The sequence below is a fragment of the Hymenobacter volaticus genome, assembly GCF_022921055.1.
Lineage (GTDB): Bacteria > Bacteroidota > Bacteroidia > Cytophagales > Hymenobacteraceae > Hymenobacter > Hymenobacter volaticus.
In genome coordinates, this window is record NZ_CP095061.1 from 3130269 (window position 1) to 3150136 (window position 19868).

General features: G+C 55.6%; 17 protein-coding genes. 13 read left to right on the forward strand and 4 right to left on the reverse strand.

Features of this window, described 5'->3' with window-relative positions:
• The 3 genes from MUN86_RS13660 to MUN86_RS13670 all read right to left on the reverse strand — a co-directional run bounded on the left by MUN86_RS13660 (nt 1) and on the right by MUN86_RS13670 (nt 4131).
• Nucleotides 1–1827, reverse strand: coding sequence for a DUF8693 domain-containing protein (locus MUN86_RS13660; RefSeq protein WP_245118513.1), 1827 nt, complete (start codon nt 1825–1827; stop codon nt 1–3).
• 127 nt (nt 1828–1954) lie between these two features.
• The gene (locus MUN86_RS13665; protein ID WP_245118515.1) at nt 1955–3520 is read right to left on the reverse strand and encodes a delta-60 repeat domain-containing protein; all 1566 of its coding nucleotides are present in this window, start codon (nt 3518–3520) and stop codon (nt 1955–1957) included.
• 440 nt (nt 3521–3960) lie between these two features.
• Entirely contained in the window at nt 3961–4131 is a 171-nt protein-coding gene (locus MUN86_RS13670) for a hypothetical protein (RefSeq protein ID WP_245118517.1), read from the reverse strand.
• Nucleotides 4132–4527: 396 nt separating this feature from the next.
• On the opposite strand from MUN86_RS13670, the gene MUN86_RS13675 reads away from it, so the two are divergent.
• The 11 genes from MUN86_RS13675 (at nt 4528) to ureG (ending at nt 17732) form a co-directional block, all read left to right on the forward strand.
• Nucleotides 4528–5574: an LLM class flavin-dependent oxidoreductase gene (locus MUN86_RS13675; RefSeq protein WP_245118518.1), complete on the forward strand. Its 1047-nt coding sequence runs from the start codon at nt 4528–4530 to the stop codon at nt 5572–5574.
• A gap of 253 nt (nt 5575–5827) precedes the next feature.
• On the forward strand, nt 5828–8431 hold the full coding sequence (locus tag MUN86_RS13680; RefSeq protein ID WP_245118519.1) for a TonB-dependent siderophore receptor: 2604 nt from the start codon (nt 5828–5830) through the stop codon (nt 8429–8431).
• Nucleotides 8432–8595: 164 nt separating this feature from the next.
• Nucleotides 8596–9876: a PepSY-associated TM helix domain-containing protein gene (locus MUN86_RS13685; RefSeq protein WP_245118521.1), complete on the forward strand. Its 1281-nt coding sequence runs from the start codon at nt 8596–8598 to the stop codon at nt 9874–9876.
• Between the two features lie 328 nt (nt 9877–10204).
• Nucleotides 10205–11236 (forward strand): bile acid:sodium symporter family protein, encoded by a 1032-nt coding sequence (locus tag MUN86_RS13690; RefSeq protein ID WP_245118523.1) that lies wholly within the window; start codon nt 10205–10207, stop codon nt 11234–11236.
• Between the two features lie 316 nt (nt 11237–11552).
• Complete coding sequence (locus MUN86_RS13695; RefSeq protein WP_245118528.1) at nt 11553–12005, forward strand: ankyrin repeat domain-containing protein; 453 nt, start codon at nt 11553–11555, stop codon at nt 12003–12005.
• Between the two features lie 203 nt (nt 12006–12208).
• On the forward strand, nt 12209–12808 hold the full coding sequence (locus tag MUN86_RS13700; protein WP_245118530.1) for an urease accessory protein: 600 nt from the start codon (nt 12209–12211) through the stop codon (nt 12806–12808).
• A gap of 145 nt (nt 12809–12953) precedes the next feature.
• Entirely contained in the window at nt 12954–13697 is a 744-nt protein-coding gene (locus MUN86_RS13705) for an urease subunit beta (protein ID WP_245118536.1), read from the forward strand.
• Nucleotides 13698–13729: 32 nt separating this feature from the next.
• A complete protein-coding gene (locus MUN86_RS13710; protein ID WP_245118538.1) occupies nt 13730–14140 on the forward strand; it encodes a hypothetical protein in 411 nt (136 codons plus the stop codon).
• Between the two features lie 60 nt (nt 14141–14200).
• Nucleotides 14201–15916 (forward strand): urease subunit alpha, encoded by a 1716-nt coding sequence (gene ureC, locus MUN86_RS13715; protein WP_245118540.1) that lies wholly within the window; start codon nt 14201–14203, stop codon nt 15914–15916.
• A gap of 312 nt (nt 15917–16228) precedes the next feature.
• Nucleotides 16229–16903: an urease accessory protein UreF gene (locus tag MUN86_RS13720; RefSeq protein ID WP_245118542.1), complete on the forward strand. Its 675-nt coding sequence runs from the start codon at nt 16229–16231 to the stop codon at nt 16901–16903.
• Between the two features lie 73 nt (nt 16904–16976).
• A complete protein-coding gene (ureG, locus tag MUN86_RS13725) occupies nt 16977–17732 on the forward strand; it encodes an urease accessory protein UreG (protein WP_245118544.1) in 756 nt (251 codons plus the stop codon).
• Nucleotides 17733–17758: 26 nt separating this feature from the next.
• Here ureG and MUN86_RS13730 read toward each other — a convergent pair whose 3' ends face one another.
• Complete coding sequence (locus MUN86_RS13730) at nt 17759–18616, reverse strand: urease accessory protein UreD (RefSeq protein ID WP_245118546.1); 858 nt, start codon at nt 18614–18616, stop codon at nt 17759–17761.
• Nucleotides 18617–18826: 210 nt separating this feature from the next.
• Between MUN86_RS13730 and MUN86_RS13735 the strand changes: the two genes are divergently transcribed.
• The gene (locus MUN86_RS13735) at nt 18827–19384 is read left to right on the forward strand and encodes an AraC family ligand binding domain-containing protein (RefSeq protein ID WP_245118547.1); all 558 of its coding nucleotides are present in this window, start codon (nt 18827–18829) and stop codon (nt 19382–19384) included.
• Complete coding sequence (locus MUN86_RS13740; RefSeq protein WP_245118549.1) at nt 19369–19752, forward strand: helix-turn-helix domain-containing protein; 384 nt, start codon at nt 19369–19371, stop codon at nt 19750–19752. Before MUN86_RS13735 ends, MUN86_RS13740 begins: the two co-directional genes overlap by 16 nt.
• Nucleotides 19753–19868: the final 116 nt, after the last annotated feature.

A 19868-nucleotide genomic window follows, 5' to 3' on the forward strand; every position in this document is an offset into this window, starting at 1 on the left:
TCAACATGGCCCGATCGGCGCTGATGCTGTACCGGCCGGGGCATTGGCCTTGAGCGTGAGTGGAAAGACGGCAGTGGCCATTTGGTTGACTCCCTTAACCGACATTTCTTGGCCGTTGTTGTTGGCAATACTGAGGAGCACGTTGCTGCGGGATTGCAAATAGCTGGCTTCCGCATCGTAGTCGGAATTAAATTCGGATTGGGCGACGGCAATTGAGGAAGCACTAGAGTCACTGTATACCGTTATCCTGCTAAAGTTGACACTAGACTCCTGGGTAGCAGTTGCGCTTGTAAGACCGCGGCACCCAAAAGCGTTGCAGCCATTGCTGTCGTCGAGGACAGCCGTTACACTTAACTCTTCCTCAGCCCGATTTACTCGGCTGAAGTTTACTTGAGCGGCATACTCTACAATGCGCTGCGAGTTGCGAAAAGTGAGTTTGCCGCTCGCGCTGCCTTTTTTCACTCGCACAAAGAAAGCCTGACCGGCCGCAATGAGTGGACTAGCCGTGCCCGCTCCATTCACGTAGCTGCGGTAGTAGCCCTTACCCGGACCGGTGCTCTCGTAGACATAAATGGCGGCTTCCAAGCCCGCGCGGTCAGCGGGGGCTACTTTGTCCCAGTCGAGCGGCGCAGGATAAGGATTGCTCACTAGGTGCCAGCCGGCATAATACGCGAAGGAGTTGTTGTTGCGAGGCAGGATCAAGGTGGTGTCGCCGGTGTTGAGGGTGCCCACAAACCTCACAGTGGTGGACGCTGGAACTGCCGCTGCGTAACCGCGACCTTTGGTTAGCCGCGTGGAAAGTGGAATAGGTTGCGGGGAGAAACCGTAGTTGATCAGGGGCAGCGTGTCGCGCTGCGTAGCCGACCGGCTTTGGTCGTAGTCATACACCGGAGCTTGCGCCAATACTGCGGCCGTAGCGCCGCTCACCGGCGAGCCGTAGTAGCGCAAGCCCGTTGCGCGGTTGGCTACGGGGTTGATGTAGCGCTCCATGGTGGCCTGACCTACCACCGTACCCGTGCTGCTGTTCACCACCAAAGCCGTGCCGCTGGCGTCGGATAATAGCGTTAAGGCGTTGTGGTTAAGAAGCAGGTTGCCGGCACCGGCCAGGGTTAAGGTTTGGGCGATGTGAACGGGATTGGTGAGCGTGAGGCAGACAGAGTTGCTGGTCGTCAGGGCCCGAACCCGGTCGGGAAGGCCAGTGCCCGTTACTTGCGCCAGCGTACCGGTATAGCTGTAGGTGGCATCCGTAGAAAAAGTGCGGGTGGTTGTTTGCACCGCGCCCGTGGCCTCGCTGGTAGAAATACCTTGCGGATTACTGGTGCTCAACGTTGCGCCGGCAGCCAGCGCAAAGCTGCCAGCCCCCGATATAATATTGGTGCCAGTATGAAGGGTGCCGCCTTCCTGCACGCTCAATTGCCCCGTAACCGTTACGTCACCGCTTACGGTCAGCACGCCAGGTCTTATTACCGTGATGTTGCCATAGGTGCCCGCTGGAAGGGACCGGGTATCAGTAATAAGCAGGTCGCTCGTTCCTACATTGGGCACCACGAAATCATCCGCACTGCTGACCGTATCGGTGGCCGTTATGAGCGTCAACCGCCCGGTGGTCGCTCCGGTAGGCACCACAACCTTTAGTTGCCGCGTCGAAGCGTCCGTGGCAGCCACTGCCGTGTTAACGCCAGGGAAACGCACTGCCATAGGAGCGTCCGGCGTGAAGCCTAGGCCGCTGAGCGTTACGGTGGTGCCGGCCGCCCCAGTTTGGGGGAAAAACCCGTGATGATAGGCAGCACCCGGAAGCTGGTGGTGCTTAGGGTAGCGGTGCCGCACAAGTCAACAAGCGTGAGCGGGCCAGTAGCAGCACTGTCTGGCACCGTGACCCGAAGTTCAGTAGGCGACAGCAATACAAAAGCAGCTATGCAGTTTCGTATATCCTCGCTCTTAAAAAAGACTCGCTTTATGCCCTGTAGGTTGGTGCCGACCAGGGTAATAGTAGTGCCGGCTGCGCCAAACGCCGGGGTTGGACTTGCGTTGGCGAGCCCCGGGAGGAATTCACTCTTACTATGTCCGACGTCACCTCCATACCGCCTATTGTTGCCTTGGCGTAGTATTCTCCAGGGCTAGCTACAGCAAGTGTACTACCCGTTGCGTTAACATGCACGTTGTCTTTCCACCAAGAGGTAGTGATAGTGCCGGGTACGGTGGTGGCGTTGATATTGAGGCCGCCATCGGCCTCAAGGCGGGCAATATGATTGCGCGGAGCCCGATTGTAAGTGGAAAAGTTACCCCCGGCTAAGATTTTACCATCGGGCTGCAGGGCAACGTCATACACCCCAAGGGCGTAGTTGCCCAGGCTTTTACCGGTATTAAAGCCCGTGCCCATGCGGAAGGTAGCGTCCCGGCTGCCGTCGGGGTTGAGGCGGGCCATGCGCTTGGTTGAGTCGCCCTTGAAAGCGGTAAACGTGCCGCCAACCAGTACTTTACCGTCGGGCTGTACCGCAAGGTCATACACTTCATCATCAAAGCCCGCGTCGAAAGAAGTATCCAGGTTGCCATCGGGGTTAAGGCGGGCAATGCGGTTGCGCGGACTTCCGTTGTAAGACGTGAACGTGCCTCCTACTAGCACTTTGCCATCCGTAGGCTGCACCGTAAGAGCATACACCGCCGCGTCAATACCCGTTTTGAAGCTAGCATCAAAGCTGCCATCAGGGTTGATGCGGGCCACGCGCTTACAAGCGTTGCCATTATAAGAAGTAAAAAAGCCGCCAACCAGTACTTTGCCATCGGGCTGCAACGCCACGGCTCTTACGCCATTATTGAAGCCTCTGCCGATGCTGAAACTAGGATCCAGAGTGCCATCCGCATTGAGGCGGACAATGCTGTTCGGCGTGGGCGAAGTACCGTTGTTGTCGTTGAAAAAGCCGCCGAGCAGCACTTTGCCATCGGGCTGCAGGGCGAGACTTAGGACCCCACCATTACCAATTCTGGTGCCCGCATCGAAGGTTGGATCCAGGCTACCATCAGCATTGAGGCGAGCAATGCGGTTGCGCCTAGTGCCATTGTAAGAAGTGAAAAAGCCGCCAACCAACACTTTGCCGTCGGGCTGCAAGGCTAAGCTAATCACCCCATCTACGAAGCCCGTGCCTGTTTGGAAGGAAGGGTCTAAGCTGCCATCCGTATTCAGGCGAACAAGGCGGTTGCGCGGAACCCCATTGTAAGTAGCAAAATATCCACCTGCTAGCACTTTGCCGTCGGGTTGCACAATAACGGCTCTTACCCCCTCATTGCTATCATTAAAGCCCGTACCTACGTTAAAGGCTGGGTATACTGCCGTAGCAGTCAACTCCAAGGGGGAGCCCGAACATAGGGTTAGAGGTCCAGCTGGCGTCACGCGCACAGTGAAGGGCGTCATGTTTTGTGCCAGCGCAGTATTGGCGCTTAAGCTTAACAGGAACCACAGTAGCCACAGGCCGATTCCGTTTTTGCGCCAGTTCGGGGTACCAGAAAGTAGAAAATGGCTCATAAGCTTATGAATAGTGAACACAGAAAAGCATTGCCCCTAACTAGCAGAATAATACAATTATCTGTATTAGGTTCAACTAATCAAGCGCAATGGAATTAGGTCTAGTAAGTTATAAAGAGAAAACATATAGTTATTAACTTATTAAAGAAAATAGTCAAACAATTCCTTAAAACAGTCAATTAGGTGCCCTTAAAAAGGCGATTTTTCATAAATCGGCTTTCAAGAGCTATAATAGTCTCAGCAGTAAATTGAATAGGAAGCTGTTCTTGATTTGTTGGATATGAGTCTGATAAATATTCAATAAGTCATAGTACTTGGACTTATGCTAGACCACTGCGTAATTAGCCCATCAATTGCAGTGGACTGCATAGCGTGCGAACGGCAACTGTTGACGCTGAAGCGCCCTTCTTCCAGCACCACGATTCAGTGGCTGTACCCTCTTAATTTACATTGCGCTCAAGGCCCAATTCTGCTGCTGGCGGGAATGGCCGCTCGTGATAGGTACCATTCATTACCGCTTCGGTTCTAGGCGCCGTGCCTATGCCCACACTAAGGCAAAGCGTATCGGCTACCATGTCTGGCAGCTTCACGGCCTGGCTAGCAGTAGACATTGGAGAACCTGCCGTGCTGCCGAGCACAACCGCCCCGGCTTCCCTAGAGCACATCATACCCTTTGGAAAGTCATTTCCCGCATCTACTTCTTCAAGATTTGTTTGGTGGCAGGCGGCCTGCAGATCATGTTCTTCATACCCGAGCAGTTCCTGCGCAAAAGCAACAATGCAGCCCCTCGCATTGTGGCAGAATGAGCTACCAGGTAGACTGCTTGAACTGTTGGCAACTACCTACTAGGCACCTATCGAGTATTGCATCGAGTGAGGAGCCAAGGGCGCTGCCTTGTTTCTTTTAGCAGAACGGGCAGCGGCAAACCAGTTTCTAGCCGTTGCTGTTGTAGCAGCTACTACGCGCCGTTTTTCTAGCGGCCGTTCACTTGCTTAACATTTGGCATCATGTCAACTTCCCATAAAGTGCACCTCAGTGTCCTCGACCAGTCGCCGGTGCGGCAGGGCGGCTCAGCCCGGCAGGCGCTGCAGGAAACAATAGAGTTAGCCCGCCTAGCCGATCGATTGGGCTACACTCGTTTTTGGGTATCAGAGCACCACAATACCGGTACGCTAGCGGGCTCGGCGCCGGAAGTATTGCTGGCCCGGCTCGGTGCCGAAACCAAGCGCATCCGGCTTGGCTCGGGCGGCGTGATGCTGCCCCACTATTCGGCTTTGAAAGTGGCCGAAAGCTTTCGTTTGCTGGAAGCCCTCTATCCCGGCCGCATCGACCTCGGCATCGGCCGTGCCCCGGGCACCGACCGGATTACGGCTCACGCCCTCAATCCGCACAACGCCTTCCGCGACGAAGACTTCGCCGAGCAGCTCATGGATTTGCGCGCTTTCCTGCGCGATGAAGTGGTGCCCGATACCATCCACGCCAAAGTGAAAGCGGCCCCTTTCATTGACACCGTGCCGGAATTGTGGCTGCTCAGCTCGAGTGGGCAAAGCGGCTTGTTTGCGGCGCACGTGGGGGCAGCGTTTTCGTTTGCGCACTTCATCAACCCTAAAGGCGGCCCCGATATGGTACGACTATATAAGGAGCGGTTCCGTCCATCCCCCGAACTGGCCGCTCCGTTAGCCAATGTGGCCATTTTCGTGCTCTGCGCCGAAACCGAAGCAAAAGCCCAGGAACTAGCCGACGCGCTGGCGCTGCAGATGCTGAAGCTGGAAACCGGCGACCGTACTCCTATCGGTTCCGCAGACACCGTACGCAACTACCCACTCACGCCCGAGCTACGCGCCCGCCTCGATTACCATCACCAGCGTATGGTGTCCGGCAACCCCGAGCAAGTGCGCGAGCAACTCGAAGAACTAGCCACTGCGTACGGCGTGAACGAGGTAACTGCAGTTACTATCACCTACGATTTCCAGGACCGCCTTCGCTCCTACGAGTTGCTGGCCGAGGCATTTCAGCTAAATCCGGTGTCTCAGTTGCTGGCCCAAGCTTATTAGTCAACCTCCCCAAGGCCTAAACAAATCATGATGTTAAAGCGAGTCATTCCTTTAGCCAGCTAGTTACAATCCTTCAAATAATCAACGATTTACTACGGAGCCGACCAGGAAAATGCATTCTTGGTCGGCTCTTTTCATTGGACCTTCATTATTAGCTGCTAAAAATATTTGTTGACCTATTTTGAATTCATCTAAATAGGGACGTGCTTTGCATTGTTTTTAATCAGTCTAAACAAGCTAAGTGCTTCGTTCGATGTCTCGACCTGCTCTACTCTTACTCCTTTCGTTGCCGCTTAGCGGCCTTGCGCATGCTCTTCCTTTGTCAGTAGCCACCAATCCAACCGTTGCTTCGGCCCTTGTGGGTGCCGATGATCCGGTTCGGCGGGGCTGGTTGACCGGCAAGGTAAGCGACGCCGCAGGCAAGCCAGTGGAAGGTGTAACGGTAGCGCTGAAAGGCACTTCGTTCGGCACGAGCACAACCGCCGATGGTAGCTTCCGCTTGTCGGCGCAGGCAGGCGCTTACCAGTTGGTAGTAAGCAGCATTGGCTACATAACACAGGAAGTACCGGTAGCAGTAACCGGCGGCGAAAGCACGCCCGTGCCCGCCTTCACGCTGGCCGTAAGCAACCAGAACCTATCGGAAGTAACCGTGACGGGTGCAAAGTCACTGAATCAGCGGGCCGTGACCGTGGGGAAACTGCCAGTCGCTACTCTCGATTTGCCCCAGAGCGCTGTAACCGTAGAACGCGAAGTACTGGAGCAGCAGCAAGTGCTACGCCTCAGCGATGCCCTCGTCAACGTGAGCGGCCTATACGTAACCAGCACCACCGGCGGTACGCAAGAAGAATTAGGCAGCCGCGGCTTTGCGTATGGCAGCAACAACACCTTCAAAAACGGCGTCCGCTTCAACAACGGTGTGATGCCGGAAGCATCTTCTTTGGAGCGCATGGAAGTGCTAAAGGGTAGCGCAGCTATTTTGTACGGCAACGTAGCGGCCGGTGGCGTGCTTAACCTGGTTACCAAGAAGCCACAGTTCGAGAAGGGCGGCTCGGTAGGACTACGCGTCGGCAGCTTCGGCCTCTGGAAGCCGATCTTTGATGTGTACGGCGGCGTAGGCAAAAGCGAGAAGGTAGCCTTCCGCTTGAATGGCACCTACGAAAATGCCAACAGCTTCCGCGACCAAGTAGAGTCCAACCGGGTGTACGTCAACCCGTCCGTTCTCTTCGAATTGACGCCGAAGACCACGCTGATCTTAGAAGGCGACTACCTCCGCGACAACAGGACGCCGGATTTTGGGGTGGGCGCTATTGATTACAACGTGCTGGAATCGCGCACCCGCTTTCTGAACGTACCAGGCGCGAAAAATGCTACCACGCAAACCAGTTCTACCGCCACGCTCACCAGCCGCCTCAACGACAAGTGGCAGATTCGCGCAGTAGGCGGCTTCCAGCGCTACGACAACGAGCAGCGCACCGGCAACCGCCCCTCCACCATTCGCAACGGCGTGATTCCTGGCAGCCCAGCAACCGCCACTAGGCCTGCTATTCCTGAGCGTTACAAAGAAAGCCTCTACGGCAACTGGGCGCGCACCCTGAGCCGCACTGAAACTTCCGAAAACTATTACCTCGCCCAACTGGACCTCACGGGCAAGGTTCGCACTGGTTTCCTGGAGCACACCGTGCTCGTTGGCGCCGACGCCGATCAGTACAACACGCAGGCACTAACTTTCACGGCACAGCCCTACGACTCTATCAATGTGTTTGACCGTAGCCGCGTGCTGGCACAGCCCACCAATAGCGTAAGCAGCTTCGACGCCCTGTATCGCAACACCCGCACGTTTACCAATACGCGCCGCGCTGGCTTCTACGTGCAGGATTTGATGAGCATTTCCGAGAAAGTGAAGTTGCTGGCTGGTGTGCGTTGGAGCTACCAAGAAACGCCGAGCGACGTGTACACCTACGCTGCGCCTACTGCCGCCGACCAGAGCCTGAAAGTAACGCAGCAAAACCGTCGCTTTGATAACGCCTTCTCGCCACGCCTGGGGTTGGTGTATCAGCCGATCAAGACAACTTCGTTGTTTGCCTCCTACGCTAACTCCTTTCAGCCGAACACCGGCCAAGATGTTACCGGTGTGGCGTTGCCCCCCTCCACCTTCGATCAGTATGAGGTAGGCATTAAGAATGACTTGTTTCACGGGTTGCTGTCGGCCAACGTAACGGCCTACCAAATTGTGAACAGCAACCTCGCGCAGACCTACCTAGGACCTATCACCGACGCCAACGGGAAAACCACGGACAACCTAAACACCAACATCAAAGAGCTAGCCGGCGAAGTAACTAGCAAGGGCGTGGAAGTAGATGTGCAAAGCAAGCCGATGATGGGCTGGACTTTTATCACGGGCTATAGCTACAACCACACGGCTTACACTAAGAGCAACATCTACGAAAACAACAGCCGCCTGCGCTATAACCCCGCGCATACGGCCAACTTCAGCCTATACTACAACTTCGGCAGCAGCTTCGGCGACAACAGCTTCCTGCGCGGCCTTACAGCGGGCGTGACTTCCTACTATGTAGGCGACAAGCTAGCTGGCCGTAACACGCGCCTCTACGACCCGGCCACGGGCAAGCCATTTGTTGATGCCAGTAAAAACCCAAGCGGAGACGCTTTCCGCCTCATCAGTATCCCCGACTATGTGCTGTTCGATGCTTCGCTCGGCTACACGTACGACCGGTTTTCGGTGCGGGTGAAACTTGCCAACATCCTGGATGAGTTGAGCTATAATATGCACGACGACAACAGCGTGAACCCTATTGCGCCCCGCAACTTCTCGGCTACGGCTAGCTATCGGTTCTAGCTGATTCTGGGTGGTGCTTATTAACTTATTGTAATAATTGCTACCCATCAACCTGCCACACTAGAGGTGAGTGAGGAAACCCGGAAATTACCAGCTGCAACTGGTTACTTTCCGGGTTTCTGCGGAAATTCACCTACAGAAACAGTTTCCTTATCCTATTGAGTATGAAAATCTTCTTTCGCAACATCCACTTGTACCTGAGCTTGGTTTCGGGCCTCATCATTGCCGTGGTGTGTTTCACAGGTGGGGTGCTGGTTTTCGAAAAGGAGCTAGAGCAAGCTTGGCACCCTGAGCGGTACTTCGTGACGCCGGCCACCACACCTCGCCAGCCCCTAGCGCAGCTCACCGACGCGGTGCGAGCGTACAAGCCTGATGCTAAAATCACAGGCGTGAAGGTTTATGCCGATCCGGCCCGTACCGTGGAAATCAGCTTGGCTGGCGCGCCCGGTGGCCCCGGTGGCGAGCGAAAAGGGGAAGGAGGCAAAGAAGGCCGTGCCGAGAAGAGCCGCGAAGGCGGCCGCTCGGAAGCTGGCGCCCAAGCCGTAGCGCCTGCAGGCGGTGGCAAAAGCCAGGAAGCCAAGGGCGGTAAAGGTGGGGGCGGCGAAGGCGGCCGCGGCCCAACTGTATTCGTGAACCCCTACACGGCCGCCGTCACGGGCGAACTAAACTATCGCGAAACGTTCTTCTTCACGATGATGGCTCTGCACCGCGGCATGGTGGGCGGCGCTATCGGCAAGCTGGTAGTGGGCGTAAGCACGTTAATGTTCCTGTTCATTATCGGGACGGGTATCGTGCTGTGGTGGCCCGCCACACGCAACGCGGTGCGGCAGCGCCTGCAAGTGAAATGGAGCGGCGGCTGGAAGCGGCTCAACCACGATCTGCACATCGTGCTCGGGTTCTATTCGGCGCTGTTTCTGTTTGTGTTTGCCTTCACGGGTTTGGCGTGGTCGTTTGAGTGGTTCAACAAAGGCATTTATGCCGTTACCAACTCTCCCATGCAGCGCCCCGAGCCGCCAACTTCTGCCGCGCCAGCCGTAGCCGATGCCGCAGCTCTTACGCCGGATGCTGCTTTGACCTTGGCCCGTCAGCAAGCCCCTACCGCCGAATACTATTCGCTCCAAATGCCCAAAGACCCCACGGGCAGCATCCGCGTAGCCACGCTGCGGCCAGGTGCGAGCTACGAAAATGCCACCGACGAAGTGTACCTCGACCAATATTCGGGCACAGTTATCAGCAAGCAGACCTACGAGCAGCGCAGCTTAGGCCAGCGCGTGCGGGGCATGTTTAAGCCAGTACATACCGGCTCCATCTACGGTTGGCCTTCCAAAGTTATCAGTCTTGTGGTGTGCCTGCTAGGTGTCACGTTCCCCATTACGGGTACCATCATGTGGCTGAACCGGCTACGCAAAGCCAAAAAGAAACAGCGTAAAATGGTTGCAGCATAAGGCAAATACAGAAAGACTTAGCAACTTATTGGCGGCGAAAAAAGTCCGTATCGCCCTATCCAGCTAACCGTAATTTCGCTCTTGCAACGGTGCTCCCTGGAAACTTCGGGCTGCCCCAACCGTAAAACTTCGAAGCGTCAGGCAACTTCAGCCTGACGCTTTTATTTTGTCTGGTTGGGTTGTGCCACTCAAAGGCTGCCACCACACTTCCGCCTTGTGCCCTGCTAAGTGGTAGGGCGCCATCCGCTACCCTATTGTTTAACGCGGCATTGAAGCCCAAGGCGGCTACAGCCACCTCATTTGCCTTGCTCCTATCACGCCTTTCTGTATGTCGTCACCTACTACTTCCAAGCCAACAACCTCCGAAAACCCCTTCGTAGCCTTGCTCCGCCGGGCTGGGCTGCTCGACTGGTTTTTGCTAGGGTTGATGGGCACTGTAGCCTTGGCATATCTGGTACCGGATGTAGGCAGCAAAGCAAGTCCGATACCCTGGAAGCTGCTGACTACAACAGGCGTGGCTTTGATTTTCTTTTTTTATGGGCTGCGGCTGAACCTGGAAAAGCTAAAAGCCGGGCTACGCAATTGGAAGCTCCACACGGTGGTACAGCTTACTACGTTTGTGGTGTTTCCACTGCTGGCGCTGGCCGTGCGGCCTTTTTTCGGCAACGAAAAGGCGGACCTGCTCTGGCAGAGTATTTTCTTTCTTTGCACGCTGCCTAGTACGGTTTCCACGTCGGTGGTGATGGTGGGCATTGCGGGTGGCAACTTGCCCGCGGCTATCTTCAATGCGAGCATTAGCAGTTTAATCGGCATCTTCCTCACCCCTATCTGGACCAGCCTTATTCTGCACACCGGCACCGGGAACGGCCAGCTTTGGGGCTTGGCCCTCGACCTGACGTGGCAGGTGGTATTGCCCGTGGTGGTGGGCGTGCTGCTTAACCCGCGCTTTGGCAGCTTCGCCGAGCAGCACAAACAAACCCTGCGCACCTTCGACCAGATTGTTATCCTGCTCATCGTCTTCACGTCGTTCTGCGAGTCGTTTGCTGAAGGCGTTTTCCGCAGCTACATTCCCACCGATGTGCTGTTGCTCGGCTTGGGTATGGTGGCCCTGTACTTCGTGATTTTTGCGTTGGTGTGGGGCTTAAGTGCTTTGCTCGGTTTCACGCGCGAGGACCGGATTGTGGCGCTGTTCTGCGGATCGAAGAAGTCGTTGGTGCACGGCAGCGTCATGGCCAGCTTGCTGTTTCCAGCTACCGCCGCTACAGGTGCGTTGCTGCTGCCGCTGATGCTTTACCACGCCTTACAAATCATTTTGGCTAGTGTTATGGCGCAACGGATGGGCCAAAAAACGACTATATAGTAGCATCAAAAAAATAGTATTATTCAGCAATAGCAATAGGTATATGCAATTGAATTACGAGGCGAAACAGCCAGTTGTGAGAATTACACTTTTCTGTGCTAGCATACAAGCTACTAATTGCTTAGTGCCGCTCTTACACTACTGTAGAGCTTCAGAACTGTGTAATAATGAATTTGGCGGCCGAAGTTCCAAGTGTAGGTTAGAACTACGCCGCTATTATCAATTGCCTGCACAATAGCATCCACGCAATAGTGTTTTTTCTAGTCGATTTGTTATATTTGAAGCTATTAAATACTTCAAGAGTCTGTTTCCCGGCATGAAAAAACTTCTTCTCGTTATTGTTTTATTTTCAGGTTTAGCTACCGTCACTCTAGCCCAAACGCCGACTCAAAAGGTGTATGCCGCCGTTGTGAAGAATAAGCCTGCTGACGTAGAGGCCTTACTGAAAGCTGGTGCCGACCCCAATGCTCCCGTTGAAATGATGCCAGGCTTTCCTACTAGCTTTCTGATCCTGGCCGCCGGACGCAGCCAGACCGAAATCGTGAAAATTCTGCTTCAGCATAAAGCCTTAGTCAACAAGCCCGACAGCTTCAATGCCACTGCTCTGATGGCCGCGGCTGGCGAAGGCAACATGGAGCTGGTAACGCTTCTGCTGGCCGCTGGCGCCGATCCTAAGCTAAAAGACAACGATGGCAAAGATGCCTTGGCTAGCGCCAAGGAAAGCGGCAACGCCGAAGTACTGAAGCTCTTGCAAACCAAAAGCAAGTAGCCTTAGCCCCTACCTCACAACCAACACCGCAAAAGCGGCCCCGCAGCAATGTCGGGCCGCTTTTGCAGTTTAGTGGCTGCTGGCCCGTATATTTCCAAGCGTCAGCCTGCCTCTAGGCTTGCTAACGTTACGCTCTGCCTCTGCCCGTCCCACCCCGGTTTCTCTACCTCAACTCAGCAAGCCTAGCCTCGATCTGCTTCTGCATGGAGAACCTGTTACCTATTTTGTTTGCGTCGGTGGCCGGCGCGGGGCACGCTTTCGAGCCCGACCACTTGCTGGCCGTCAGCACCATGGTTTCGCGGCGCGATAGCACCTTGCTTGCCATGAAGGATGGCTTGTACTGGGGGCTTGGCCACACCACCATGATAGCGCTAGTGGGCTCCGTAATCTTACTCAGCCGAGCAACTTTTCTCACCTCCGGCTACTTTGAAGCGGCAGTAGGTTTGATGCTGGTAGTTATGGGGTTGAGCCGGCTGGCAGGCAAAGAGCCGTTGGGTTTCAAACTACCAACGGGCTCGGAACACCGGGTGGCATATACGGTGGGGCTGGTGCACGGCCTAGCGGGCAGCGGGGCGCTAGTGTTGCTGGTGATGAGTGAAATCCGTAGTCCGCTGCTGGGCATGCTCTACTTGTTGGTATTTGGGGTAGGCTCCATCCTGGGCATGTTTGGCGTGGCGGGCCTGCTAAGCATACCCTATACTCCCCGTATGCGCCTAAGCCGCCGTCTGCGGCTGGTTACCGGCATCGTTTCATCATTGGTTTGCATCCTGTACGGTGGCTGGATGATATACGTGAATGTGTAATTGTATACGAGCTATATCAGAACGTCATGCTGAGCTTGCCGAAGCATCTCGCTCGACTCATTGATTGCTATTTGTGCCTGTGCGCGAGATGCTTCGGCAAGCTCAGCATGACAGTTTTTCGTTGTTCTTTTCCTAACATCAATCCATGCACCTTTCGCCCAAAGACCTCGATAAGTTGGTGCTGCACCAAGCCGGTTTTGTAGCTCAAAAGCGCTATGCCCGCGGCCTGTTGCTTAACTATCCCGAAGCCATGGCTCTTATTGCTACGCAGCTCTTGGAGTTTATCCGCGACGGGGAGCGGGTGGCCGTGCTCATGGACAAGGGCAAACAGCTCTTGGGCTTGCAAGATGTGTTGCCCGGCGTGGCCGACATGATAGCCGAAGTACAGGTGGAAGGCACTTTCCCCGATGGCACCAAACTCGTAACGGTGCACCACCCCATCTGCCGCGAACTGGGCAACCCGGAGCTTGCCCTCTATGCCTCCGGCCTCACGCGCACTACCAGCACAGTCGTCATGGACAACGTGGTGCATCCCAACCCCGGCGAGTATCAGTTGGCCTCAGAAGACATCGTCTTGAACGCCGACCGTGCCACCGTAGAGCTAGACGTGACCAATATGGGTGACCGGCCGGTGCAAGTGGGTTCGCACTACCCATTCTTCGAAACAAACGCCGCCCTGCAATTCGACCGAGCCTTAGCCTACGGCTTCCGCCTCAACATCCCCGCCGGCACAGCTGTCCGCTTCGAGCCCGGCGAGCGGAAGCGGGTGACGCTAGTGGCCCTAGCTGGCGAGCGTATCGTGTACGGCGGCAACGGCTGGATTGACGGAAAGCTGGATGAGGAAAACAAAGCACATGCTGTCCATAAAGTCACTAATGCGAAAAGGTAAGTTCTATAGAAATATAATATTTAGTCGAAAAAATGGAAGATCATTACTTCATATTTGTTCCCGCAGAAAGCGTCAACGAGGAAGAACTGTGTTTTAGTGAAGTAGTGGACTGGGGCGTACAACACAGGTCGCACCCTAACGTCCTGAATTTAACCGAAGACGATGTTTACTTTCTCGACTACCAAACCGAGGTTCTTAGTATCGTCAGCACCGAAAATGGTAACAGCATGGTGTGGGTTGGCGAGGATGACGCTGTTTATGAGGCCGACATTAAGCGTAGCATTCACGCGCGACTTAGCCATTACCTAGTAACCATGTCAGATAATGACCAATTGCAGAAAGAGCCAAGTAAGTTGGCGCGGGCTCAGACTCTTACCCGCCAGATTCTCTACCTGTTTGAGGTAGCCATCAGCACCGAGAAAAGCATCCATTTTCGATTCTGATAAGCGGTCTTGACTTTATAATCCATAGCGTACAGTTGCGGCGCTAATTATCAACAGCCTATGTCACTCCCCATCAACCGCCGCGCGTACGCCGATATGTACGGCCCCACCACCGGCGACAAAGTGCGCCTTGGCGACACGGATTTGCTGATTGAAGTCGAGCACGATTACACAGTGTACGGCGAGGAATGCAAGTTTGGAGGCGGCAAGGTGCTGCGCGACGGCATGGGCCAAGCGGCTGGCATCGCGCAAGCCGATGCGCTGGACTTGCTAATTAGCAACGCGCTGGTCGTGGACTATACGGGCATCTACAAGGCGGATATTGGTATCAAAAACGGGCGGATTGTGGGTATTGGGAAGGCTGGTAACCCGCACATTATGCCCGGCGTGACACCCGGCATGGTGGTGGGCGTAACCACCGAGGTTATTGCTGGCGAGGGGCAGATTCTAACGGCAGGGGCCATTGACTGTCACATTCACTTCATCAGCCCGCAGCAAATACCAGAGGCGCTGGCTTCGGGCATCACGACGATGGTGGGCGGCGGCACGGGACCGGCGGCTGGCACTACCGCTACCACCTGCACGCCGGGAGCTTTCTACCTGGAAATGATGATGCGTGCCACCGAGGCGTACCCGCTAAACTTCGGCTTCCTAGGCAAAGGCAACACTTCCCGCCCCGAGGGCCTAATTGAACAGGTGGAAGCCGGTGCCCTGGGCTTTAAGCTGCACGAAGATTGGGGCACCACTCCCGCCGCCATCGACCAGTGCCTCACCATTGCCGAGTTGTACGACGTGCAAGTGTGCATCCACACCGATACGCTCAACGAAAGTGGCTTCGTGGAAACCAGCACCGCCGCCTTCAAGGGCCGCACCATCCACGCCTACCACACCGAAGGCGCGGGCGGCGGCCACGCTCCCGACATCATCAAGATATGCGGCGAGCCCAACGTTATTCCCTCGTCCACCAACCCCACCCGGCCGTTCACGGTCAACACCATCGACGAGCACCTGGATATGCTGATGGTCTGCCACCACCTCGACCGGAACATTCCCGAAGACGTGGCCTTTGCCGAAAGTCGCATCCGGGGCGAAACCATTGCCGCCGAAGATATTTTGCACGATATGGGTGCGCTCAGCATCATTTCTTCCGACTCGCAGGCCATGGGCCGAGTGGGCGAAGTGCTGACTCGCACCTGGCAAACGGCCCACAAAATGGCCCAACAGCGTGGCTCCCTGCCTGAGGATGCCGGGCGCGGTCACCACAATTTCCGGGTGAAGCGCTACGTGGCCAAGTACACCATTAACCCTGCCCGCGCCCACGGTTTCGCCGATGAGGTAGGCTCCGTAGAGCTAGGCAAACTGGCCGACTTGGTGCTGTGGAAACCACAGTTTTTCGGTGCCCGCCCCGAGATGATTATCAAGGGCGGCGTGATTGTGCAGTCCCAAATGGGTGACGCCAACGCCTCTATCCCAACGCCACAGCCCGCTTTTTCGCGCCCGATGTTTGGCTCTTTGGGTTCAGCCATTGGGCCGACATCGATGGTGTTTGTTTCGCAGACCTCTGTGGCGCATGTGCAGGCCAAGTACGGCCTCAGCAAGCAAGTAGTAGCCGTGCGCAACTGCCGCAGCGTGACCAAAAAAGATATGGCGCTCAACAACTATCTGCCCAACATTGAAGTCGACCCCGAAACCTATCGCGTAACCGTGGACGGCGTGCATCTCACCTGCGAGCCAGCCACCAAGTTGCCCTTAGCGCAGCTATACAACCTGTTTTAGAGCTAAACTAGAGTTGGTTCCCCTCAGATAAATTCCGCGCATCAAGCGGCTTGGGCCAGGGGTGATTGACTAGTCATTGCTGACGTCGCCAAAGCATATCTGTCATGCTGAGCTTGCCGAAGCATCTTGCGTGCTGACGTTGTGGTACTAAATGAGTTTACTACACTAGCGAGATGCTTCGACTGCGCTCAGCATGACCGCCTTGATAAACAAGTGAAAATCAACCACCCTTAGCCCCTCCTCATCCGAGGAGGGGAACTAGCTTTTCCTCTTTAGTTCTAGTTGTCAGCTTTCCCTCATCGATCAAACTGCATGTCTCAATTCGTCCGGCTGTTGCACCTTGTGGACTCTGCTCTGCCGACGGGTTCGTTTGCTTACTCGTATGGGTTGGAGAGCAGTTTCACGTTTGGGTTGATTAAGACGCCAACTGATTTTCGCCAGCATTTGTATGCGTATTTGCAGCAGGTGGCGAGCCTGGAGCTTCCATTTATGTACTCCTGCTTTACCGTACCGGCGTTAGGTGAGGAACTGCACCAATTGGCCGAAGAGTACGATGCGCAATTGCTGGTGCTCACGCTGCACCGGGCCAGCGTGACGCAGGGCAAAACGTGGCTGAAACTGCTAACCACGTTTTACCCTGATGCCGGTTTGCCAGAGCTACGTGCTTGGTTTGTTGCCCGGCAACTACCGCTACACTTTACCCTCAGTTTTACGCTGGCGCTGAAACAAGCTGACTTTCCGCTACCCGATTTGCAAGCAGTGTATCTGCACATGGCATTGCGCGACCAGCTTAGTGCCGCCATCCGCTTGGGCTTCCTTGGCCCATTGGAAGGTCACCGGCTGCAACATGATTTTTACACCGTGTTCGAGCATTTGCTTGCCCGCTTTGCTCGGCAATCTTACCAAGAAGCAACTCGCTCGGCCTTCTTACTCGATACCACGCAAACCTTACACGAGGATATTTACTCTAAACTGTTTCAGAACTAGCACTTCGACTTTCCAAACGCTGTAGAGACGCAACACTTCCCTTTATTCGCAACTTCACAACTTCACCTGTCATATGGCTTTTGCTGATAAACTCGCCCTGCTGCTACACGGCCACACCCACGAGTCAATGGAGTCGCCGGGCGACTTCAACGAGCGGCAAACGCGGCGGCTTCCCTCCTACCGCAATTTCCGCAAGCGCGCATTCACCGTGGGCATTGGAGGGCCGGTAGGCACCGGCAAAACGGCATTGCTTAAAGCCCTGTGCGAGCGGCTGCGCAGCGAGTACCAACTAGGTGTAGTGACCAACGACATTTTCACCCGCGAAGACGCCGAATTTCTAATTCGGAATAGCGCCCTGAGTGCCGACCGCATCGTAGGAGTGGAAACGGGAGGCTGCCCGCACGCGGCTATTCGGGAAGATATTTCGGTGAACATGGACGCGCTGGAAGACCTGATGGTGCGCTTCCCCACCCTAGATCTGCTGTTTGTGGAAAGCGGCGGCGACAACCTGGCCGCCCACTTCAGCCGCGAGCTAGTCGATTATTCCATCTACGTTATCGACGTATCGGGCGGCGACAAAATTCCGCGCAAAGGCGGCCCCGGCATCACGCAGTCCGACTTGCTGGTCATCAACAAAATCGACCTCAAAGACCTTATTCGCGCCGACTTGGGCGTAATGGAGCGCGACTCTCGCCGGATGCGCGGCGAAGGGCCCTTCCTCTTTGCTCGCGCCCTCGACGGTTTCGGCCTCGACGAAATCATTGAGCACATCCACGCTGCCAAAGCCCGTGCCTTCGCGTCGGTGAACGAGGACCGGCGTCCCCGCTAGCACTTCTCCCGTCTGGTTGACGGAGTTCAGTATTTGCGCGCCAGCGGGTTGTAGCCGAAAAAATCTTCTCCGGCCAACGTTTGCAGCACCTGCGCGCACAGCGGCTGCAAAGCCTGCCGGCTGTGGGCCGCGGCCCGGAGCACGTACACGTCTTCCTTGGCCTGCGTCACCGAAACAAGGCAATCGTGCCCGCTCAGGTCGAATTGCGGGGTGTCGGGGATGGACAGCTTGAGTTGCTGGAATTGCTGCGCGAGGCGAACAAACCGCGGGTCGTAGGGGCTGCCGACGAGGTAGAGGGAAAGCACAGTTTGATAGGCGCCGAAGTTGGCGGGGGCCGTAGCCACCTGCTCTTGCGGATGGAAAGCAAACCGGTCGAGGAGCACAAGGCGGCCTTGACGGCGCACTTTCAGCTCCGAGAAAAATGAGTGAAACTCGAATTTCTCGCCGATGTCCATGCGGCCCGAGTGCAGCCAGTCGGCCACCAACAGGAGAGCATTGGGGTCTAGGTGCCAGTGCTGAAGCTGACGGTAGCGGCTGCCGGCTTGCGGCACTACGGGATCCGGGAACACCACGGCTAGGGCCCCCGCGGCCAGTTCGCCGGCAATGTGCTGCTCGGCTACTTGCCCATCAATGGACTTGAAGATTTTGGTGTTCGACTGTGAGCTAAGAAAAAGCTGCGTGTTAGGGCCACCCTTGATGCGCAGCCGAATTGTGTCGCCGGCGACCATGCCACCGCCGTAGCTGGAAAGTACCGCGTGGCAGGAGCTAGCCGGGGCGGCCGGATTCAGAATTTTGAGCGGTTGCAAGTTGCGGCAGGTAATCAGCCGCGACCGGCCTTGCACTTGCGCTACTTCCAACTCACTCCAATCAGTGGCTACTAACATTCCGCGGGCGTTAGGGCGCAATATAGCGGACGGCATCAGCCGTTTTCACAATCCGGCTTTCATTACGACCGTGCTGCTGTCAGATCCAGCAACTTAGTTACCCACTAGTAGAAGTATGGGCAGCAGATAAAGCATTCAGTGGCGCAGCTCGTCCTTGTTAGTGCCCCGTTTGGGGAGCATTATGTAGTTTTATTCGGCTGTTTCAGCGTTATGAGCACATTGCCTTCCCACCGTCCAATCAACACCTACAACACCAGCAGCCTACTGACGCGCTTTATGCCCGATGCGTCTGCTTTCGACAATCTGCGGCGGGTGGGGTCGGAGTGGTTTTTCGTGGTGGCGGTGGAGCAGATGTACGTGCACTTCACGCAAGGTATTCCGCCTTCGCGGGCCACGGCGCATAGCTGCCTCTACCTTACTTCGGGCACGGCGCGCATGAGCATCGGCAACGAAACGTATACCATTCACCCGCAGCAGGTGCTGGTGGTGCGGGCCGGGCAGGTATATTCCTTTGAGCCCGGCGACCAGAACACGGGCTTTCTGCTCCATTTCCACGACGACATGCTCCTGGGCAAAACTGCCCCCACCGATGCCCCAAATCCGTTTGAGTTTCTGCAGTTTTGGGGAGTCCGTATATCGCGCTCGACTCCCAAACGGCCGGGTTCGTCGAGAACCTGTTGCAGCGTCTACTCACAGAATTCAATATTAACGAGCTGCAGTATCCAGATATTCTGCGGGCTTATTTACTGGCTTTGCTCCACGAGTTGAACCGGGCCTACGCCGCCGCTCCTGCCCCACCGCAATCCACGGCGCTAACTATCACCAACCGCTTCAAGCAACTGGTTGCTACCTCGCTGAAGTCGAATTATTCGATCAGTGACTACGCCAATTTGCTCCACATCAGCCCCAACCATTTAACCAAATCGGTGCGCAGCATCACGGGCAAGTCGCCAACGAAGTGGCTAGAGGAAACCATTGTATTGGAAGCCAAGGCGCTACTTTTCCAAAGCACGTTGTCGGTGGCCGAAATTGCCAGCGAAGTTGGCGTCACTGACCCTTCCTATTTCAGTAGGCTGTTCAAGAAACACGCCGGGGTGTCGCCGCTGGTGTTTCGCAGAATGATTGAAAAGTCCTGATTCTGGCTTTATCTGTACTACCCGGGTTTAGGCTACTCTCGACCTTTGCAGCATCACCCATGCAAAGTTCAATGCCTGTTGTACAGCTTCCCCCGTTGCCGCCTTCCCGTGCGCTA

Bases quoted from the DNA above. Each gene is read 5' to 3' on its own strand.
- MUN86_RS13665 (WP_245118515.1), bottom strand. From the start codon at position 3,520: ATGAGCCATTTTCTACTTTCTGGTACCCCGAACTGGCGCAAAAACGGA.
- MUN86_RS13670 (WP_245118517.1), bottom strand. From the start codon at position 4,131: ATGTCTACTGCTAGCCAGGCCGTGAAGCTGCCAGACATGGTAGCCGAT.
- MUN86_RS13675 (WP_245118518.1), top strand. From the start codon at position 4,528: ATGTCAACTTCCCATAAAGTGCACCTCAGTGTCCTCGACCAGTCGCCG.
- MUN86_RS13680 (WP_245118519.1), top strand. From the start codon at position 5,828: ATGTCTCGACCTGCTCTACTCTTACTCCTTTCGTTGCCGCTTAGCGGC.
- MUN86_RS13685 (WP_245118521.1), top strand. From the start codon at position 8,596: ATGAAAATCTTCTTTCGCAACATCCACTTGTACCTGAGCTTGGTTTCG.
- MUN86_RS13690 (WP_245118523.1), top strand. From the start codon at position 10,205: ATGTCGTCACCTACTACTTCCAAGCCAACAACCTCCGAAAACCCCTTC.
- MUN86_RS13695 (WP_245118528.1), top strand. From the start codon at position 11,553: ATGAAAAAACTTCTTCTCGTTATTGTTTTATTTTCAGGTTTAGCTACC.
- MUN86_RS13700 (WP_245118530.1), top strand. From the start codon at position 12,209: ATGGAGAACCTGTTACCTATTTTGTTTGCGTCGGTGGCCGGCGCGGGG.
- MUN86_RS13705 (WP_245118536.1), top strand. From the start codon at position 12,954: ATGCACCTTTCGCCCAAAGACCTCGATAAGTTGGTGCTGCACCAAGCC.
- MUN86_RS13710 (WP_245118538.1), top strand. From the start codon at position 13,730: ATGGAAGATCATTACTTCATATTTGTTCCCGCAGAAAGCGTCAACGAG.
- ureC (WP_245118540.1), top strand. From the start codon at position 14,201: ATGTCACTCCCCATCAACCGCCGCGCGTACGCCGATATGTACGGCCCC.
- MUN86_RS13720 (WP_245118542.1), top strand. From the start codon at position 16,229: ATGTCTCAATTCGTCCGGCTGTTGCACCTTGTGGACTCTGCTCTGCCG.
- ureG (WP_245118544.1), top strand. From the start codon at position 16,977: ATGGCTTTTGCTGATAAACTCGCCCTGCTGCTACACGGCCACACCCAC.
- MUN86_RS13730 (WP_245118546.1), bottom strand. From the start codon at position 18,616: ATGTTAGTAGCCACTGATTGGAGTGAGTTGGAAGTAGCGCAAGTGCAA.
- MUN86_RS13735 (WP_245118547.1), top strand. From the start codon at position 18,827: ATGAGCACATTGCCTTCCCACCGTCCAATCAACACCTACAACACCAGC.